The following is a 17,809-nucleotide window of genomic DNA, read 5'->3' on the forward strand; positions in this document are numbered from 1 at the left end:
TAAAGACAGGACAGACCGTAATCCATGCACCGATCTTCCGATCCATATCGCGATTTAACACACTTCCTGGCAAAATGTTTACTGGTCACCCTCCACTGCAATACTGTACGTTTGGCCAGCTGATGTCGGAAATTTCAGTGTCGAGGCATTGATGCGGATCGCGTCCAACCGAGTGCCATTCGAAGTTACGATGAGCGGGACATCACTACGAAGTACACAATCCGTACCCAGCATGGAGGTGATCTGCGCTTCGGCGAGCTGTCCCCTATCCCACCAGATGCTAACTTCAAAACCACCTCGGGCACGCAGCCCAGATACGCAGCCCTTCTGCCACGAATCCGGTAGGGCCGGAAGCAATTCAAGATACGAAAGGTGAGACTGCACAAGCATCTCGGCAATGCCGGCGGATGCAGCGAAATTGCCGTCAATCTGAAATGGCGGATGCGCGCCAAGCAGATTGGCGTACACTCCGCCGTGGTTGTACTGCTCCGTGTCCCCGTCCTGAACCAAGCGAAGCATGTTGGAGAGCAGTCGCAAGGAACGGTTACCATCCCGGAACCGACTCCAGAGTGCAACACGCCAGCCCAGGCTCCAGCCTGTACTTTCGTCTCCGCGACGCTCCAGTGAAGTTCTTGCCGCGGCAAACCATTCCGGCGTTTCCTCCTCGGACAACTGCCGTCCAGGATATACGCCTACAAGGTGCGAAGTATGCCGGTGGTAGGTATCCTCATCTTCGAAATCCTCCGACCATTCCTGAAGTTGACCATACTTACCGACTTGTAGGGGCTGCAGGCGTTCTCGTGCATGCTCCAGCTCCTTCCTGAATTCCATGTCTGTTCCAAGTCGTTTCGCGGCTTCCATGCAATTTGTGAACAACTCCCAGATCAGGGAAATATCCATCGTTGAACCCGAGCTGACTGCAGCTACACCTTCCGCTGTGCGAAATTTATGCTCTGGAGAAGTGGATGGGGCTGTAGTCCAATTTCCGCTTCCATCGTCGATAAGCCAATCAAGTGCAAAGAGTGCCGCCTCCTTCATGATCGGATAGGCAGTTGTTCTCAGATACGCTTCGTCTCTGTTAAAGGCGTAATGCTCCCATAAGTGCTGAGTCAGCCATACGCCACCCATTGGCCAATATGCCCAGCTTGGATCTCCACCTCCGTAATTTCCAACCGGGGCTGTATGCGCCCATAGATCCGAGTTATGATGAGCCGTCCAGCCACGGGTACCATAGTTAACCTTTGCAGTCTCAGTACCTTTCTCTGCCAGATTACCGATCAGATCCAGCAGAGGCATATGGCACTCCGCCAAATTACAGACCTCAGCCGGCCAATAGTTCATCTCCGTGTTAATGTTCAAGGTATAATTGCTGCTCCATGGCGGGCGGGTGAGTGCATTCCATATTCCCTGAAGATTGGCGGCCTGTGTACCAGGGCGAGAACTTGAGATCAGCAAGTAGCGTCCGTATTGAAAGAGTAGCTCCACAAGTCCCGGATCTTCTGCCGCATAGGTCGTAATCCGCTGGCTTGTCGACATCCCTTCCGGGGCGAGCGGCTTACCGAGGTGCAGTTTCACTCTGTCAAACAGGGAGCGATAATCCGAGAAATGGGCGTCACGCAGACTTATATATGGCTGGACTGTCGCCATGTTCAGTCGTGAATTATTCATCCCTGTGACCTCTCTTCCCTCCCCTTCAGGCATGTTGTCATAGCCATTAAAACTTGTAGCTGCACTGAAATAGAAGGTGGCAGCGGTTGCCCCCAACAGATGAATTCCTTGACTATCCACAATCACCTGTCCATCCTCTGCTATCACGGCCAGCTGTCCTTCGAAAACCATGCCCTTCCCGGCTTCCGGTTCACCGTATCTAATGGGATTATCGCTTGCAACATAGCTGGGATCCACATGTTCCGGAGCGGTACCTGATAATACTAAGCGATCTTCCTTTACTTGAAGTGTGTGCCGAAGCGGGCTGTCCAGAGCGGCATGCACATGGAGTTTCCCCTGTACACTTGCGGTCAGACGTAGCACAATCACCTGATGGGGATTCGAAGCAAACATCTCACGCTTGTAGGTGACGTTCCCAACCTGGTATTCAACGCTGTGCAGTGCCCGTTCTATATCCAGCGTCCGTTTGTAGGAATGATGAATCCCCCCATGCTCAAAACGAAGAAGCAAATCTCCGAAGGGCAAGTAGGATTGCGTATAGGGTCCCTGCATCTCTCTCGTCAGCATATCTGCCTCTTGATAGCGTCTCTCCTGTATCAGCTTGCGAACCTTCGGCAAAACCTCCTTCGCGCCCGGATTATTACCGTCCGTAGGATAGCCCGACCATAGAGTGTCCTCGTTCAGACTGATTTTCTCCTGCTCTACTCCTCCAAAAATCATGCCACCGAGACAACCATTACCAATGGGTAGCCCCTCGGTCCATACACTGGCGGGTTTGTCATATTGAAGTTTCATAGGTTCTCTCCCTCATTCCGTTTTGGTATTGCTACTGACTGTATTGCCTGAATATCAGCTTCAGTGCAAGCGGTGACATGGACGAAGTCTTCAATGCAGGACCGCAGATCCACTCCGCCAGCACGAACGATGTTATTCGATGTGAAGACTAGTCCTGAGGTACTCTTGGCACACAAGAGCATAACGTTGCTGGACGTCTCGAATTGATTGTTCTGAATAATCACCTGCTTGTGAACGGGTAAACCCTCATCCATCTCTTCGTTTTCCGGTGCAATGGAGATAACCGGGTATTCCTCGCTCCCGCATTCAATGAAATGATTTCCTGTAATGGTCACATCTTCTACCCTCCCCGACTCATACCATGACTTGGCATCCGCCGCTACTAAAATAGCACTCATATGCATCCGTTCGAACACATTGTTAGCAATCCATACTTTACGCCGGGTGGTTACCAGAATGCCCCGAGTCGGGACCCTGGCAAAATAGTTATTCACAATCTCTACCTCAGGTGTCCAAGTGATGTTCTCAATCACATCCTGGCTGCCTATATCTTCCGGAAGACCATGGGCCAGGGTCAAAATGAACTCACGCGCACTCAGACGTTGAACCCCTACCACTTGGTTCGCTGCATAGGTGGTAAGAGAGCCAGCACGAACAAACTCAACCTCGTCCTCGGGGTAAAACGCAGGAAGACCATACGTCTGGGGATGCATGAAACGGACTTTTACGGAATTCTTCCCCATTCGCTCGATGATACGAAGATAAGTCCCATGCACATTAATGGAATCATCGTGTGAACCTATCAAACGGCTGTCCTCCACCACGACCTTGCCTCCACAGCTGGACAGATGAAGAAAATCGGCGAAGCCGGCAACCGTTCTTCGGGTTTCGGCACGAGGAGTCATATTCATTCGGCGAAAAGTAAGATTACGACTGAATTGGCCCACAACACCAAGTCCATGCATGAAATGCAGACCAACATTTGCAAAGGTGACGTCTGAGCATTCGGTGATAAATACACCCACCTGGTCACGAAGCCCATCCCGGTTTTGCAGGACATGACCAAGGCCAACATCAGGGGAGAAATCAAAATGAAAACGAAGCAGCCTCGGCTCGATCTCCTCAACATTTTTCGCCTGCTCCAGCCAGTTGTCCATTCTCCATGTTGTATTGCGCAAGGGATCATAGGTCTGCATTGGCCCGTTCATAAAGCTCCAACCCTCTCCGACCCAGGCCAGTTGTCCGTTAAGGATCTCATACCGTGAATCCGGATGAACCCTGGCATCAAAATAGCTGCTTCCCCTGTCTACAATCGTCATCTCGGTCACCGTTGGCTGGTCATAGTCAATACGCAGATTGCATATTTCCACACTGGTGCAACCGTCCAGAACCAGCATCGTCTGCTTCCCGTGGAAAATAAACAATGAGTCGTTGCCTTCCAGTTTCAGTCCATCCAGACCTTTCAACCGCAAGCCAATCGTCTTGGTGATATCCGGGTTCTCTTCCTCACTGGCCGTATTTGAGATGTAATAAGGAGCCTGAATGGCCTCATGCGGATAAAAATGATACCTCCCTTGAGCACAATCCAGCACCACTGGTCCGGAGATTTGAGAAACCGCCTGAATGGCACGAGTCATGGCAGGCTGAGTATCCTGCTCCGAATCCGGCTGAGCCCCATAATCCGTTAATCGTATGATCACAGGCGCAGCCTCTGCAGCTTGTTTCGACCGATGAATGGTTATCCACCCCTTCTTGTTGGTCATTGAACGAAGACTATTCACATCATCCTTATGCTGTGGATGCAACAAACATCAGGTGCCTGGTCCAACTCAGGCACCTGATGTTCGAATCTTCACCTGCTATTTGGATGCCTCATAGGCCTTTTGCAAAATTTCAAGATAGCGGTCCAGCTTCAGGTTTTCCAGACCTTTGACATACGCATCCCAATCCTTGTTCAGGTCCTTGTTGCCCGTGATGAATTGAAGCTGGTTCTGCTCAATGTAGTTTCGGATATTGGTTTGCAGCAAGCTTGCTTCATCAATTTCGGAAGGATCAATCCATACGGACCAGATCGGGAACAGCTCTTCTGGCTCATGTCCTTCGTACAGCAGCGTAGCATCATACAGTCTGCGCTCATAACCGTCGGAAGCATAGATATCCGTGCCTTGAACAAAGGTATCCCGATACTCCTTAGGCATATAGAAATGAGCCATTCCGCTCCAGCCCGCATTGCGCGGCGCTTCTCCCTCAGCCATTGGAATCTGTTTAACCATCGGCTTGGAATCCTTGCCCAGTGCCACGTCGCCTTCTCCCGGATCGGTCCAATCGATTCCTTTCAGACCACTCGCCCCGTTCGTTTGACCTTCGGCAGTGAACATATAGTCCACCATTTTGATTAGAGCGATCTGCGCTTCTTCGCTTGCCTTGTTGGTAATGACGAATTTGGCTCCCGGAGATACGCCGCCTCCATCATGCGTTGCGTACGATACGCCTCCCGGTCCGGAAATCGGAGGTACAGGGTTATAATGTGCCGAGCGTGTATTGCCAGGATCAATGTTTACGAAGATTGCGGGGTGCATTCCTGCCCCGACGCCGAGAATTTCCGCATCTGCATTTTCCCCCAATTTTCTTAAAGGCTTCAGCGTTCTGTGTAAAAGCTCCTGGATCAATGAGACCTGCATCGTACAACGATTTGATATAGGTCAATCCTTCCTTCCACTCCGGCGTAATGGCTGCGGATTGAACCTTTCCTCCTGTCATTTGCAGATAGTTGCGGTCATCATCGTACACAAAGGCATTCATGAGGAATGGGATGATGCGCACACCAAATTCTTCGATGGAACCGCTAAGAGGTACTTCATCGGCTTTGCCATTTCCGTTCGGGTCCTGCGTTTTGAACGCCTGCAGCACATTTTTGAATTCCTCCGTCGTGGTTGGCATCTCCAGATTGAGCTTTTTGAGCCAATCCGTATTCATCCACATCTTGCTCGGATAAGAGCAGTGGAAACATTCCGTATAAGCAACGAGGCCATAAATATTGCCATCCGGTGCTGTGTTAAGCGTTTTCAAATTTGAGTTACTTTCCATCGCTGCTTTGATGTTGGGAGCATATTGATCAATCAGATCGTTGAGCGGCAAGAGGACGCCCTGTTTGCCATATTTCAAAAGATCCGCTTGGGAGAATTGGTCAATGTAATGAGTAAGCAGGTAGGCATCGGGATAGTCGCCACTTGCCAGTGAGATCTGGCGTTTCTCCTTGGCTCCGTCCGATGGATTGATCTGCCAGTTGAATTTGATGTTGAACTTGTCTTCCACGAATTTGGTGAATTGGTTGGTCGGGATATCGATCCCCGATTCCTGTACGGAAAATACACTGATGTTGACCGGACCGTCTCCTGCAGCCGGCTCTCCTGATTCAGGGCTTGACGAGTTGTCACTCGAACATCCGCTCATTACCATTGTGAACACCATGAGCAGCATGAGTATGATTGTCAGACTTTTCTTCAAAATGGATCACTCCCTATAATAATTTACCGGTGAAGAAAATGATTCCCTAACTCAAGCTGTGACTTAGCCCTTAATGGAACCAACCAGCATTCCCTGTACAAAATGACGCTGTACAAACGGATAGATCACCAGCACAGGCAATGTAGCCACCACAATCAAGGAATATTTTAACAGCTCGGCAAGCTGCTGTCTCTCCACCATTTTCGCCGCATCCATCGCTCCTGCACTGTTGTTCTGAATAATAATGCTGCGCAGAATCAGCTGTAACGGGAACAGATCAGCCGATTTAAGATAAATAAGAGCATCAAAATAAGCATTCCACTGCCCAACCGCATACATGAGTACCAGCACAGCGATAATGGGCTTGGATAGAGGGAGAACGATACTCCAGATGAAGCGCATGTCACTGCAGCCGTCCATCTCGCTGGCTTCCAGCAATTCCTCAGGAATGGACGATTTGAAGAAGGAACGGGCAATGATGACTTGCCATACCCAAATGGCATTAGGAATCAACAGCGCCCAGCGTGTGTCGATCAGATGAAGCTGCTTCACAACCATATATGTCGGAATTAACCCGCCGCTGAAAATCATCGTAAAGGTGATGATCATCATTAAGGCGTTTCGGCCAAAAAAGCTTCTGCGTGATAGCGGATAGGCAATCATGATGGTCAGGAGCACACTAATAAGCGTACCTACCATCGTATAAAAGATGGAATTACCGTATCCTTTTAAGATTTCAGGTGTGTTCAATAATGCCTTGTAACCACTGAATGAAATATCTACAGGCCAGAGCCATACACGGCCAGAAGTGACGGCTGCCGGACTGCTTAACGAGCTGCTGATAATAAAAATTAGAGGATAGATCACCGCCAGTACAACGAGACTGAGCACAATATAGATCGTAATCAGGAACGCTCTGTCGGCGGCTGACTCCCTAATCCTTTTTGGTACCGTTGCTGCCACTTGAGGACCCTCCTTTCCTACCAGATACTATTGTTGGTCACTCGTTTCGCCAAACCGTTCACGGTAACCAGCAAAACGAGATTAATCAGCGAGTTGAAAAGTCCGACCGCGGTCGCAAAACTATAGTTGGCATTCAACAGGCCGATACTGTAAACATAGGTTGCAATAATTTCAGAGTTGGCTAGGTTAAGCGGATTCTGCAGCAGGTAGACCTTTTCGAAGCCAATGGCCATGACATTCCCTACATTGAGAATCAAAATAATCACGATGGTCGGCACAAGGCCTGGGAGGTCGACGTGTCTGATCTTTTGAAACCGTGAAGCTCCATCAACTTTGGCCGCTTCATACAGCGTCGGATCAATTCCGGCAAGAGCTGCCAAATAGATCACTGCACTGTATCCTGCGGTTTGCCATATATCCGACCAGACATAGATGGATCGGAACATCCCGGGTTCGCCGAGGAAATTGACCGATTCAAGCCCGAAAAAATTCAGGGCAATGTTGGCAAAGCCAAGCCGAGGTGCCAGAAACAGCATGATAATGGATACCATTACGACTGTTGAGATGAAATAGGGCGCAAACGATACGAGCTGTACGAACTTTTTAAACTTCGTGCTCCGCACCTCATTAATCATAAGGGCTAAGATAATTGGAATCGGGAATCCCGCCAGCAGCAAATATCCGCTCAATATAATCGTGTTCTTCACCAGTGTCCAAAATAACGGATTTTCGAAGAACAGACGGAAGTTTTGCAGCCCCACCCAGGGACTTCCCCAAATACCCTTAATGACGTTATAGTCCTTAAAGGCAAGGACTGCATTAATCATTGGGTAATACTTGAAAATAAGAAAAAACAGCAAGGGTGGAATCACCAGCAAATGCAATTGCCAGTGCTTCCTCATTTTCCTGCGGGCATTGCTCCATAAGCTGGTTTCATTTCTCTGTGGCAATGACCTGTGATTCACAACGACTTCCTTCTCCAGAACAACCCCCCCTGACTTCAGTCTGTGATGTTCAATGATGATAGCGCTTACTACACGTTGATCATAGTGGATTGAGATGGCTTCTTAACAGGTACAATTGAGATGTAGAGCGTACAGTTATCCCTTTTTCGAGGGCACAAACCAGCAACAGAACGGCCATTTCTCCATATAAACCGCTACATTGCACCAAAAAGACCGCATCGTCCTCTTGGGACAACACGGCCATAAGACCTGAATGATTTCATTCGTAAGGTGTCTGTCTATACACACTCGGAGAAATACCATTCAATCGTTTAAACGCACGCCGGAAGGAATGTGAACTGTTGTAACCCACTCTTGCTGCTATTTCGTCCACCGTATAATTACTGTCCCTTAACAGGATCATCGCCTGATCCATTCGCACTTTGATCAGATGATCAGAAAAATTAACCCCCGTATACTCCTTGAACAGTTGGGAAATGTATTTTTCAGGTCGCTCAACGTGTTCAGCAACGCGATACAGGGTTAGCTCGGCATCCGAATACATCTCTGCAGTATACGCTTTGATCTGTTTAACGATTTGACTATGGGTATCCTTCTTCTTGTTTGCAATCAGTCCGCACAGTTCTTCCATGATTTCGTACAATTCAGACTTAACGGTCTCCAGTGGCTCCGCGGACCCAATGTCGATGATCCGCCGTTTGACGTTTTCGATGGAATCATATTCCGTAAATACCTTTTGATCAAGCAGCTTGATAAAGGTTCCCTTCATCTCGCCAATCAGTTGATGTTTCATTTCCATAGATAGCTCCCGCTGCTCCATGTTCTGTACCATGATGGCTTCGACAATCCGCTTAGCTTCCTCAAGTTCTCCGGCCCGGATCGTTGTAATCAGTCGCTGCTCGGAGTCGAGCGGATAATAATAGGTCGTATTTTCGGTCTGTGTTTCACTGCTCCACACCATGCCCCTTTCGTTCATGTAGATGGCATATTCAAGAGCTTGATTGGCTTGGTCGAAGGAATCGCTGACCTCCGTCACGGACGAGAAATGGTTGCCGAATCCCGACTGGATGGTGATCCGGTAATCATTAAACACAACCTGTGCCAACTCATCCATGGTCTGCGTAATATCTTCTACGGTGCGTTGTGTGCCAGCTTCCTCATCCGTGGAGAAAAACAAAGTGGCTACTTTATCCGATCCCCAATCGGTCATCAGTACATTAACACCAAGCTCGCTCAGCGCCTGCTTCAACAGCAGCCGAGAAGCATTTAGCTCATTCAGGATATCAACGTTATCCATGCTGCCATAACCTTTGATCTGAACGAGACCCGCATATCCTGCTCCCTGATGCAAAAGAATATCCGCCTGTTCGGCAGCAGACTGAATCTCGTCCCGTGATTTGAATTCACCAGAGATCAGACGCTTCAAAAAAGCATCCCTTACGAGTGGCAGCTGGCGATTCAATTCCGTCTCCAACAGCTTGTTCTTGGTGATCATATCCGAGATGTTTCCGCTTAGAAAATCAAACTCATTCCTGGAAGTCCCGTCATCTCGTCCGAATTGCTCCTTCATCACACTTAGCAGTCGATTGATTGGGGCGCTATGACGATAAGCAAGCACCAGCCCTACGAGCAGTCCAATCAGTAGTGTTCCACCTGTAATGAGCATGCTCATCTTCTTGATCTTGTTTGCATTTTCCAGAAGGAGGTCACGCGGAATCCCTGCCTGATATACCCAGCCGTTAGAATCAGATTGCGTAGTGATGACCAGATCATCCTCATAGAACTGGCTAACCTTGTTCGGATCGAAATTCGGATCAGCGATCATCTTGGCCATCTCAGGTTCTCCGCTGCCCTTCAGCGCAATGGTTCTCCCTTCCGCATCGCTAATGTGAACCCAGCCGCCATATCGGTCCGTCATACTTGATAGCAATCCAACGATCATCTTCTCATCAATGACGACGACAGCTACCGCTGGCGAGGAATCGTTGAAGCTGTCCAAAGGCAGTGATTGCATATATGTAATGACCGAAGTTTGCTGGCCTCTGCTGACATAGGAACTGAGCGGCTTAATTTCACTACGATGCGTTTGTTGTAATACCTTCTTCATCCATTCCTCCAGGGACAGATCTGTATAATGAAAATCGGCATAATAATGATTCGGCCTGTAGGACGAACCCGGGGTAAGAATTAGATTATAATTGGCTAAATAAATATAATAATTTTGCAGGAAATCATTCGTCTGCCCAAATGTCAGCACATTCTCCATGGCTCGCCATATGCCATATACATTCGTTTCGTTATCCCTTTCATTCATTAGGACGTTCAGTTCCTGATTCACGGCAAGCTGTCTGGTGAAGCCTTCGACTTCAGCCATGCGCCGTTCCAATATTTCTTGGCCTTTCTCAAGCTGAGTAACCCCATTCTCAATGGAAATGGATTGCGTTACGGAAATCGAAGTCAGATAAGACATGTAGCCACCTATGCTGGGTATGACCAAAATGATGACATACGAAATGAGAAATTTCCGAAAAACACTGGAATTTCGAATGGGCAACCCCTCCATCGCCGAGTTGTTGGTAGCGCTATCATAATCACAGATTATATCATTTTTTGGCTTAGTCAAATGTTTTCTTGCTTGTGCAGCAGCTCATGCATTGAGCTTTACTGATGCAGCCCACCCTTTATTAAAAGGATTCAGAAAGAAGGGGACCTATATGGTCCCCTTCTCAATTAGCACTATTTTAAGCTATTCAACCCATTGCTCCCCGCCACTTGCAGCAGGCTTCGAACCATGATTAACCGACGCTTCTTCAATATCTCCAAAAGCCCAATGGGAGGGTGATACATCCTTCCACTGAGGCTGCGAAACTCCCTTAAGTGGTCCTCTTCCCAGCGCCCGGTTAATGACAATAATGGCTTCTGCTCTTGTCAGATCAGCATTCGGCCGGAAGGTGCCGTCCTTGTAACCTGTCAGGATTCCCAGGCCTTGGGCTTTTTGAATCGCCTCCTTAGCCCAATGACTGCCAATATCAGAGAACCCGCTGCCCCGCTTGGTCATATCCGGAGCCAGGCTCACAGCCAAACTTGCCATCTCTGCACGGGTCAAGGACTGATTCGGTTTAAATGTGCCATCCTTGTAGCCTTGCATCAGTCCCATTTTTGCAACCTTGTCGATAGCTGCTGCTGCCCAATGGGAAGAACTCACATCACTGAACGTCACATCTGATGATGCAGCATCTTTTTCAACGACTTTGGCGAGTATGGTTGCCATCTCTGCACGAGTGATCTTGTTATTCGGTCTAAACAGTCCGTCCTTATAACCGTTAATATATGCCTCATGCCGAGTCGTCTCCGTATTCCCGGAAGGTTCCTCTCCTGCTTCTGTTTCCGGAACCGGAGTAACTGGAGGCTGTACAACAGGAGTTGACGGTCCACCCGGATTGGAAGGTCCAGATGGATTGCTCGGATTTGTTGGGTTTGTTGGGTTTGTTGGCCCGCTGTCCCCAGCAGCTATCGTAAATTTCAGTTGATCCGTGAGCATGAGCTCCCCGGACTTTTTGACAGCCTTCAGCGTATGCACACCACTTGTCAGGCCTGTTATGCTGTAGATTTCCTGCCTATTTTTACGTCCCTCACTGTACGTATCTACGGTTTGAACCAGATTTCCGTCGATGTAGATCACCACCTCACCCTGCTGCGGCCCAGTCGGAGTAATCATACGGATGCCAGTACCTTTGAAGACATACTCAAAGGAATCACCGTTTACAGCCGAATAATGAACATCATTGAGATAATCGCCGCCAAAAACAAAACGGAGGTTCAACGTGCCGAGAGGCTGCGCAGCAAGGTAGGATTTTCTAAGCGTCACCCTATCCCCTGCTACCTCGTAATCGGTTCCCTTTACCAGCTCAAGTGAGTCATTCATAATCTTCTTGAAACTTTCCGGTTCCTGCAAAAGTGTCACTTCAATATCGGCTTGAGCAGATTCAGCTTTGTCAAAAACAGCACTCACCGGCTGAATGATATTGGGGATTTCCACCTTGAGGAAGTCAAGCAACATGAACCGCCCTGACTTTTTCACGGCTTTAAGCGTATGCAGCCCATCTGGCAGCCCTGAGACACTATAGACCTTTTGCTGCGCCAAACGTCCGTCACGGTAAGCACTCACCGTTTCCTTAAACTCACCATCCATGTAAATATCCATGTCGCCCTGGGACGGATCCACTTCCGTAAAAAACTGAATACCCGTTCCTCTGAATTCATACTCAAAATAATCGCCGTTCTGCTCGGCGTAATGCACATCATCCTTATAGTCGCCAAATGCTCTTCCCGTGCTGCGTGACCAGTTGCCGCTATACTTAATTGCGGGATCATCATTGTTAATCATCGCGAATCGGATTCCTGAAGTGTCAATAACCTTAATCGTCAGCGTCTGCGGATCTCCCGCGCTAAATAACACGTTAAACTTCGTTGTGCCAACGGGCAGCTGGGTGAGGTATTGTTTCTTGATCGTTAACGTATTGTCAATGACAACGTAGTCATCTTCGCCGAGATTGCCCCCGTCGTATGTCACACCAGTTAACGTATTACCGTTCAGGTTTAACGTAATTTTTACATCCGCCTGCTGATCCACTGCCTTATCAAAGTCTGCAGCGGTTGGACTTATTCCACTGTTCTGCCCATCAGACTCTTTTTCCCTGGTTACCTTGAGTGCATCCAGAAGCATGTATTGGCCCGATGCCTTAACGACCTTTATCGTATGTGTTCCACTTGGCAGATCTGTTTTGCTGTACAGCACCTGCTGGGTTTCCCTTTCTCCATCGGTATACGCACTTACCTGTTCTGCCTCTCCATTATCGAGAATAATGCTCATGTCCCCCTGCTCTTGATGCTTCTCTGTCAGCAGCTCGATGCCTGTACCTGTGAAGGTGTATTCAAAATAATCGCCGTCTTTTTCCGTATAATGCACATCGTCATTGAAGTCCCCAAAACCTCTGCCAGTATTCGCATTCCACGAACCTGTGTAATGTATCTCACCGTCGTCATCGTTAACGTAGACCACCTCGGTAACCGTGGTATCCTCTCCAGCAATGGATGGTTCAGCAGCCAGTTCATCTGCTACATTGGAATTGCTCGCTGTATCAACAGTCGTTCTATCATTACTTGTGGAATCCTGAATTGCTATAGTCAGATCCTGTGAACCCTCTAATTGTTCCTTGCCTCCATTTCGCTTCCAATCTCCGGTATAGCGCATGCCTGTATCATCGTCATTCACCGTCGATGTTCCGTTCAGTGCCTTGACTTTCAGCATTCGTGAAGCATGAGGCTCCAATAAACCACTGCTAAACCCCTCGTTAAAGGTACCCAGTTCGGAATGGCTCCACAGGTCACGGACCGATGCAGGTCCTTCCAGACCGATATCGCTCCAATTGACCTTGACCTCAGCACTCCGGTTGCCCAGATTAAACAGAGCCACACTGTACGTTCCATCTCCGTTATTGGCGTACCATACCTGCTGCTGGGTATCCATCGATACCGGGTGAGCCGGACGTCCAGCCTGATTGACAGCGATCACCTCATCATTGGTAAGAAGTTCAAGTCCATAGCTGTCCAGCCTGGTCATGTCATTCCCTGTATACAACGGTGCAGACGAGATCGCCCAGAATGTCATGGCTGTCTTCCGTTCATCCTTCGTGAGCCCATCCATGGAACCGTTGCCCACGTTTAGCGAGTCAAAATCATTCCACCCGCCAGGACCTGCATCACGCCACCAAAGCGCAGCGATTGGAAACAATCGTGCAATATTAGCCCACTGCGTTAACCCCACATTGCTGTCGTATGCTTCGACATCCCAGTCAATACGCCAGCCATTGGCGTGTTTTTTCCAGAAATCCACGTAGTTATGGTCCAGTGCCCATGAAAGCTCGAACCAGATATTATGCCTTGCCAAAGCCTTGGACCAGGCCTCCACATCGCCTCGTGCATCCCTGCTCAGATTGTTAATTCCTGATCCTGGAGTCACGCTGTCGAATTTGACAAAGTTAATCCCCCACTCGCCCAGTAGATCTGCGATGGAATCGATGTATTTCTGAGCACAAGGATTCGAAAAATCAATCTTGTAGGTATACGCATTCCAAGCATCCATCACGGTAAGCGGCTGATATGCAATATCCTGCATTCGGCAAGCTCCGCCCGTTCCATAGATCTCAAGGTTTTTATTGTATGCATCAATCGACAATCCGGGAATCAGATAGATCCCGATCTTCTGACCATTGTTATGAACATAGTCGATAACCTCCTGGAATCCGTTCGGATACAGCTCTTGGTTAGGAATCGGTCTTCCGTATTCATCATTATCTCCGTTCCATCCTGCATCAATATTGATATATTCATAGCCATGAGCCTGTAACTTCTCTCGCATAGCATCCGATTGCTTCTTGATGCTCTCCGCTGATGTCCATTTTACGGAAGGGTCATACACCTGCATACTGTAACTGCTCCAGCCCATGTACGGTTTCTCAGCCAATGTTTTCTCCGCCGCTGCTTCAACCACACGACCTTTTGTCCCTGTAAAACCAAACTGAACTGCTGCAAAGATGAACACCAGAAAAACCATCGCCATCCGTTTACCCATTCGCTTCAAATCATTCCTACCCCCTCTGAAATAGTGAATTCAAATCCATAATGATAGCGCTTTCCTTACGTGATAAGAGTAGTGGATGTATTATGCTCAGGATAGGTACAATTCGGAATTTTGCGTACATTTCACCATGAAAGCGGGGGTACAACAGCCATAGAACAGGCATTTCTCCCCCTTACACCGGAGATTATGCGAGTGAGCTGCTGCCATCAGATCGATTCGGAGGACGTTGTTTAGTAACGATGTGTGTATCGTAGTTTTGGTCAAGTAGAAAGACATAAAAAAAGGCCTCTCGCAGGCGCTAGCCTAACGAGAAACCTTTTCTTCTTATGATGCGGTCGAGAGGACTCGAACCTCCACGGGGGGTTAGCCCACACGGACCTGAACCGTGCGCGTCTGCCAATTCCGCCACGACCGCATATAGCATATCTCCGAGATAACCTATCGCGGCGACAAGAAATAATATATCATGTGAAATTCAATGTGTCAACATTTAAATGATTTAGTATAAAACTACGATAACCGAAAGTTATAAAATCTGGTCGAGACCTGACTTTTCCTGTTGAGAATGAACCTTGCTATCCTCTACGACTCCAATTTACTTATTTGTCCAATTTATGTGCTGATGAAACACAAATTACGTTTTTGTCATCATAAATAAACATGGAGAACTACTATTTTCCACAAAAAGTCTTGAATTCCGTTAACATTGCAGAAGGAAGAAAGGTTTGACAATTACGCATTTATGCAATATAGTTTCAAAAGGTTACAAAAACTTAATTATTCATTTGCCGAGTTTCATGTTTGAAAACGGGGGAACCATTTTGGGTGAATTATTCTTATACATAGGAAATATAGGGAACCTTCTACCGAACCCTTAGCTAACTCCGTAGGCATCGAAGGGAGAACATTGATTTTGAAAAAACTGATCATTTCTATTTTTGGCGCAGCCGTTCTATTCACATCTGGTGCAGCAAGCACTGAGGCGAGCAGTATCAACACCGTCGTTAACAACATGACTGGAATTCCTTACAAGTGGGGCGGCACGACGCTGGCCGGGTTTGATTGCTCTGGATTTATGAGATATATCTTCCAAAAATATAGCATTGAATTGCCACGTACTTCACAGCAGCAAGCCAAGGCGGGTACTCCGGTATCCAAAGCCAATATCCGCACAGGTGATCTGGTATTCTTCAACACTTCAGGCAGCGGCATTTCGCATACAGGCGTATACATTGGGGGCGGACAATTCGCTCATGCTTCCAGCAGTAAAGGTGTCAGCATCACCAAAATGTCGAATCCCTATTTCAGTGACCGCTATGTAACAGCGCGCCGGGTGACCGGACAGTTTATGTATAACAAGATGCTTGGAAAAATATAAGTTGGACAAGAAACAGGCTCTGGATCATTCCAGAGCCTGTTTTGCTGTCTAGTTATTCAGACACACTTGCAGGAGAAACCTTAGTGCAATGCCTTTTGCACACGCATTGCGCCTTGAGACAGCGCGTGACCGCCGCCTACCGCTCCGGCAACCGCAACCGTCTCCATAATCTCCTGATCGGTTGCGCCCTTCGCACGTGCCTCTTCTACGTGGTAAAACGTACATACTTCGTTATTGGCAAACAATCCGATGCCGAGGGCAATCAGCTGCTTGGTTTTGGCATCAATGGCACCTGACTGAAAGCATTCACCCGTAAATTCGTGATACGCTTTGACTACGCCAGGCAATACATCGCTTAATTCTCCAATCTGATCCTTGTAGGCATGTACCTTATCATTCATCAATGTCATGGCTACCCGCACATCCTCTCGGCTGATAAGTTTACGAATTCTCGCTGTACCTATCTTCTCTCCCGAGTGGCGGAATTATGCCAAACCATCCATGGTAATTCCATGCATCCGTCTCCAGAGCGGGTCTCTATTCATCAGCCGGACTTTGGCGCGGTTCGCTAAAGAGCTGATAGCGATAGCTGCGGTCCAGCTTGACCACACGTCTGTTCTGGCGACGGATAAGCACCTGTTCCCCATCCCATGCAACGACAATCCCTGTTACATCGTTGGACTCCAAACCATCCCGTACCACTCTTACTTTTTCACCCGATAAGCGCAGTGCATCCAATTCTGCATCACTAATCATGTCTATGGCTCCTATGTTCCAAAATAATTTACAAAAAGAGACCTAAATGAAGAGTCATTTAGGTCTCACGTGACTGTATTGGACTGTTATGTCATTCGAAAAATGTCCCGACTGAAAGTTACCGCTGCGCGTGCTCTTTGCTGTCGTTCTTCTCGAACCAAAAATCAAGCACTTTGGCGGACATCACACGTTCTTCAAGGTACTCCACTTGATGTGGTGTAAATTGTTCTTTCCAAGCGAAGGACAACTCTTCACACAAGCCTACAATGGTCAGCAACTCTGACCAGGCAACATAGCGTTTGTACCAGAAAAATTGAGGATGTTCAATCATATAGGGATAAAGGTCATCAAATTCCGTATGTTTACAATCCAGGGCACGTTCAAAATGAACTTTCGACTCCGCCAGCTTTTCAATAAAAAATTGTTCTGATGCCGGTTGGTTCCCCATGGTGTTGCCTCCTCTCCCTAACATAACCCCATTATAAATGAAATCCGCGGTCATGCAAAGGCATTGTTCAAAAAATAGGCTTTTTCCTTTAAACTGTCACATTTAATTATCGTCGAATTGCACGGTTCCATCATTCAGTGAACGAATGCGCACCAAGGCTTCCACCGGAATGCCCTGCTCACGGATCGTACGTGCACCGGCCTGAAAACATTTCTCGACCACGACACCGAATCCGACGAGCTCCGCCCCTGAACGTTCAATGATTTTAATGACACCGCGAGCTGCATCTCCGTTGGCGATAATATCGTCTATAAACAAAATACGGTCGTTCTCATGAATATATTCGCGGGATACCATAATATCGGTTACGATCCCTTTGGTAAAGGAAGGTACGCGTTCACAGTAGGCATCGGGATCTGCCAGAAGTGTCTTTTTTCGACGGGCAAATACGAGCGGCACCCCAAGTTCATGTGCTGCGGCAAAAGCAACCGGAATCCCTGAAGACTCCACCGTTATGACCCGTGTCACTCCACTTTCACGAAAGCGAGCGGCAAACTCGCGGCCCATCTCCATTGTCAGTGCAGGATCAATCTGATGATTCAATAATCCGTCCAGCTTCAGCACCTGATCCGAGATGACTACGCCTTCTTGTAATATTCGTTGTTTTAATACTTCCATAATTCGAC

General features: G+C 48.0%; 11 protein-coding genes, 1 tRNA gene, 1 pseudogene and 1 riboswitch. Of the genes and pseudogenes, 1 reads left to right on the forward strand and 12 read right to left on the reverse strand.

Annotation, left to right across the window (positions count from 1 at the left end):
- Window positions 1-78: 78 nt before the first annotated feature.
- The 8 genes and pseudogenes from ABIC22_RS29075 to ABIC22_RS29110 form a co-directional block, all read right to left on the reverse strand.
- Complete coding sequence (locus ABIC22_RS29075) at window positions 79-2,463, reverse strand: glycoside hydrolase family 95 protein (RefSeq protein ID WP_354485590.1); 2,385 nt, start codon at window positions 2,461-2,463, stop codon at window positions 79-81.
- A complete protein-coding gene (locus tag ABIC22_RS29080) occupies window positions 2,460-4,244 on the reverse strand; it encodes an alpha-1,3-galactosidase-related protein (protein WP_354485592.1) in 1,785 nt (594 codons plus the stop codon). Before ABIC22_RS29080 ends, ABIC22_RS29075 begins: the two co-directional genes overlap by 4 nt.
- A gap of 78 nt (window positions 4,245-4,322) precedes the next feature.
- Window positions 4,323-5,970, reverse strand: a pseudogene (locus ABIC22_RS29085) (extracellular solute-binding protein).
- 63 nt (window positions 5,971-6,033) lie between these two features.
- The gene (locus ABIC22_RS29090; RefSeq protein WP_354485594.1) at window positions 6,034-6,933 is read right to left on the reverse strand and encodes a carbohydrate ABC transporter permease; all 900 of its coding nucleotides are present in this window, start codon (window positions 6,931-6,933) and stop codon (window positions 6,034-6,036) included.
- Between the two features lie 17 nt (window positions 6,934-6,950).
- Window positions 6,951-7,835 carry an ABC transporter permease gene (locus tag ABIC22_RS29095; RefSeq protein WP_221192575.1) on the reverse strand — a complete coding sequence of 295 codons (885 nt, stop codon included), beginning with the start codon at window positions 7,833-7,835 and terminating at the stop codon, window positions 6,951-6,953.
- A 322-nt stretch (window positions 7,836-8,157) separates the two neighbouring features.
- Complete coding sequence (locus ABIC22_RS29100) at window positions 8,158-10,368, reverse strand: helix-turn-helix domain-containing protein (RefSeq protein ID WP_354485596.1); 2,211 nt, start codon at window positions 10,366-10,368, stop codon at window positions 8,158-8,160.
- Between the two features lie 276 nt (window positions 10,369-10,644).
- Window positions 10,645-14,532 (reverse strand): X2-like carbohydrate binding domain-containing protein, encoded by a 3,888-nt coding sequence (locus ABIC22_RS29105; protein ID WP_354486142.1) that lies wholly within the window; start codon window positions 14,530-14,532, stop codon window positions 10,645-10,647.
- Window positions 14,533-14,871: 339 nt separating this feature from the next.
- Window positions 14,872-14,956: transfer RNA gene (locus tag ABIC22_RS29110), tRNA-Leu, on the reverse strand.
- Between the two features lie 361 nt (window positions 14,957-15,317).
- Window positions 15,318-15,449, forward strand: a riboswitch (cyclic di-AMP (ydaO/yuaA leader).
- Between the two features lie 5 nt (window positions 15,450-15,454).
- Between ABIC22_RS29110 and ABIC22_RS29115 the strand changes: the two genes are divergently transcribed.
- Window positions 15,455-15,919, forward strand: a complete 465-nt coding sequence (locus ABIC22_RS29115) for a C40 family peptidase (protein ID WP_127536424.1) — start codon at window positions 15,455-15,457, stop codon at window positions 15,917-15,919.
- 80 nt (window positions 15,920-15,999) lie between these two features.
- On the opposite strand, the gene ABIC22_RS29120 is transcribed toward ABIC22_RS29115, so the two are convergent.
- The 4 genes from ABIC22_RS29120 to ABIC22_RS29135 all read right to left on the reverse strand — a co-directional run bounded on the left by ABIC22_RS29120 (window position 16,000) and on the right by ABIC22_RS29135 (window position 17,801).
- On the reverse strand, window positions 16,000-16,329 hold the full coding sequence (locus tag ABIC22_RS29120; RefSeq protein ID WP_095358830.1) for a carboxymuconolactone decarboxylase family protein: 330 nt from the start codon (window positions 16,327-16,329) through the stop codon (window positions 16,000-16,002).
- Window positions 16,330-16,456: 127 nt separating this feature from the next.
- Complete coding sequence (locus ABIC22_RS29125; protein WP_095287968.1) at window positions 16,457-16,675, reverse strand: hypothetical protein; 219 nt, start codon at window positions 16,673-16,675, stop codon at window positions 16,457-16,459.
- A 118-nt stretch (window positions 16,676-16,793) separates the two neighbouring features.
- Window positions 16,794-17,123: a hypothetical protein gene (locus ABIC22_RS29130; RefSeq protein WP_095287969.1), complete on the reverse strand. Its 330-nt coding sequence runs from the start codon at window positions 17,121-17,123 to the stop codon at window positions 16,794-16,796.
- Between the two features lie 102 nt (window positions 17,124-17,225).
- Entirely contained in the window at window positions 17,226-17,801 is a 576-nt protein-coding gene (locus ABIC22_RS29135; RefSeq protein ID WP_336780215.1) for a xanthine phosphoribosyltransferase, read from the reverse strand.
- Window positions 17,802-17,809: the final 8 nt, after the last annotated feature.

The sequence above is a fragment of the Paenibacillus sp. PvP094 genome, from assembly GCF_040546835.1.
Taxonomy (GTDB): Bacteria; Bacillota; Bacilli; order Paenibacillales; family Paenibacillaceae; genus Paenibacillus; species Paenibacillus illinoisensis.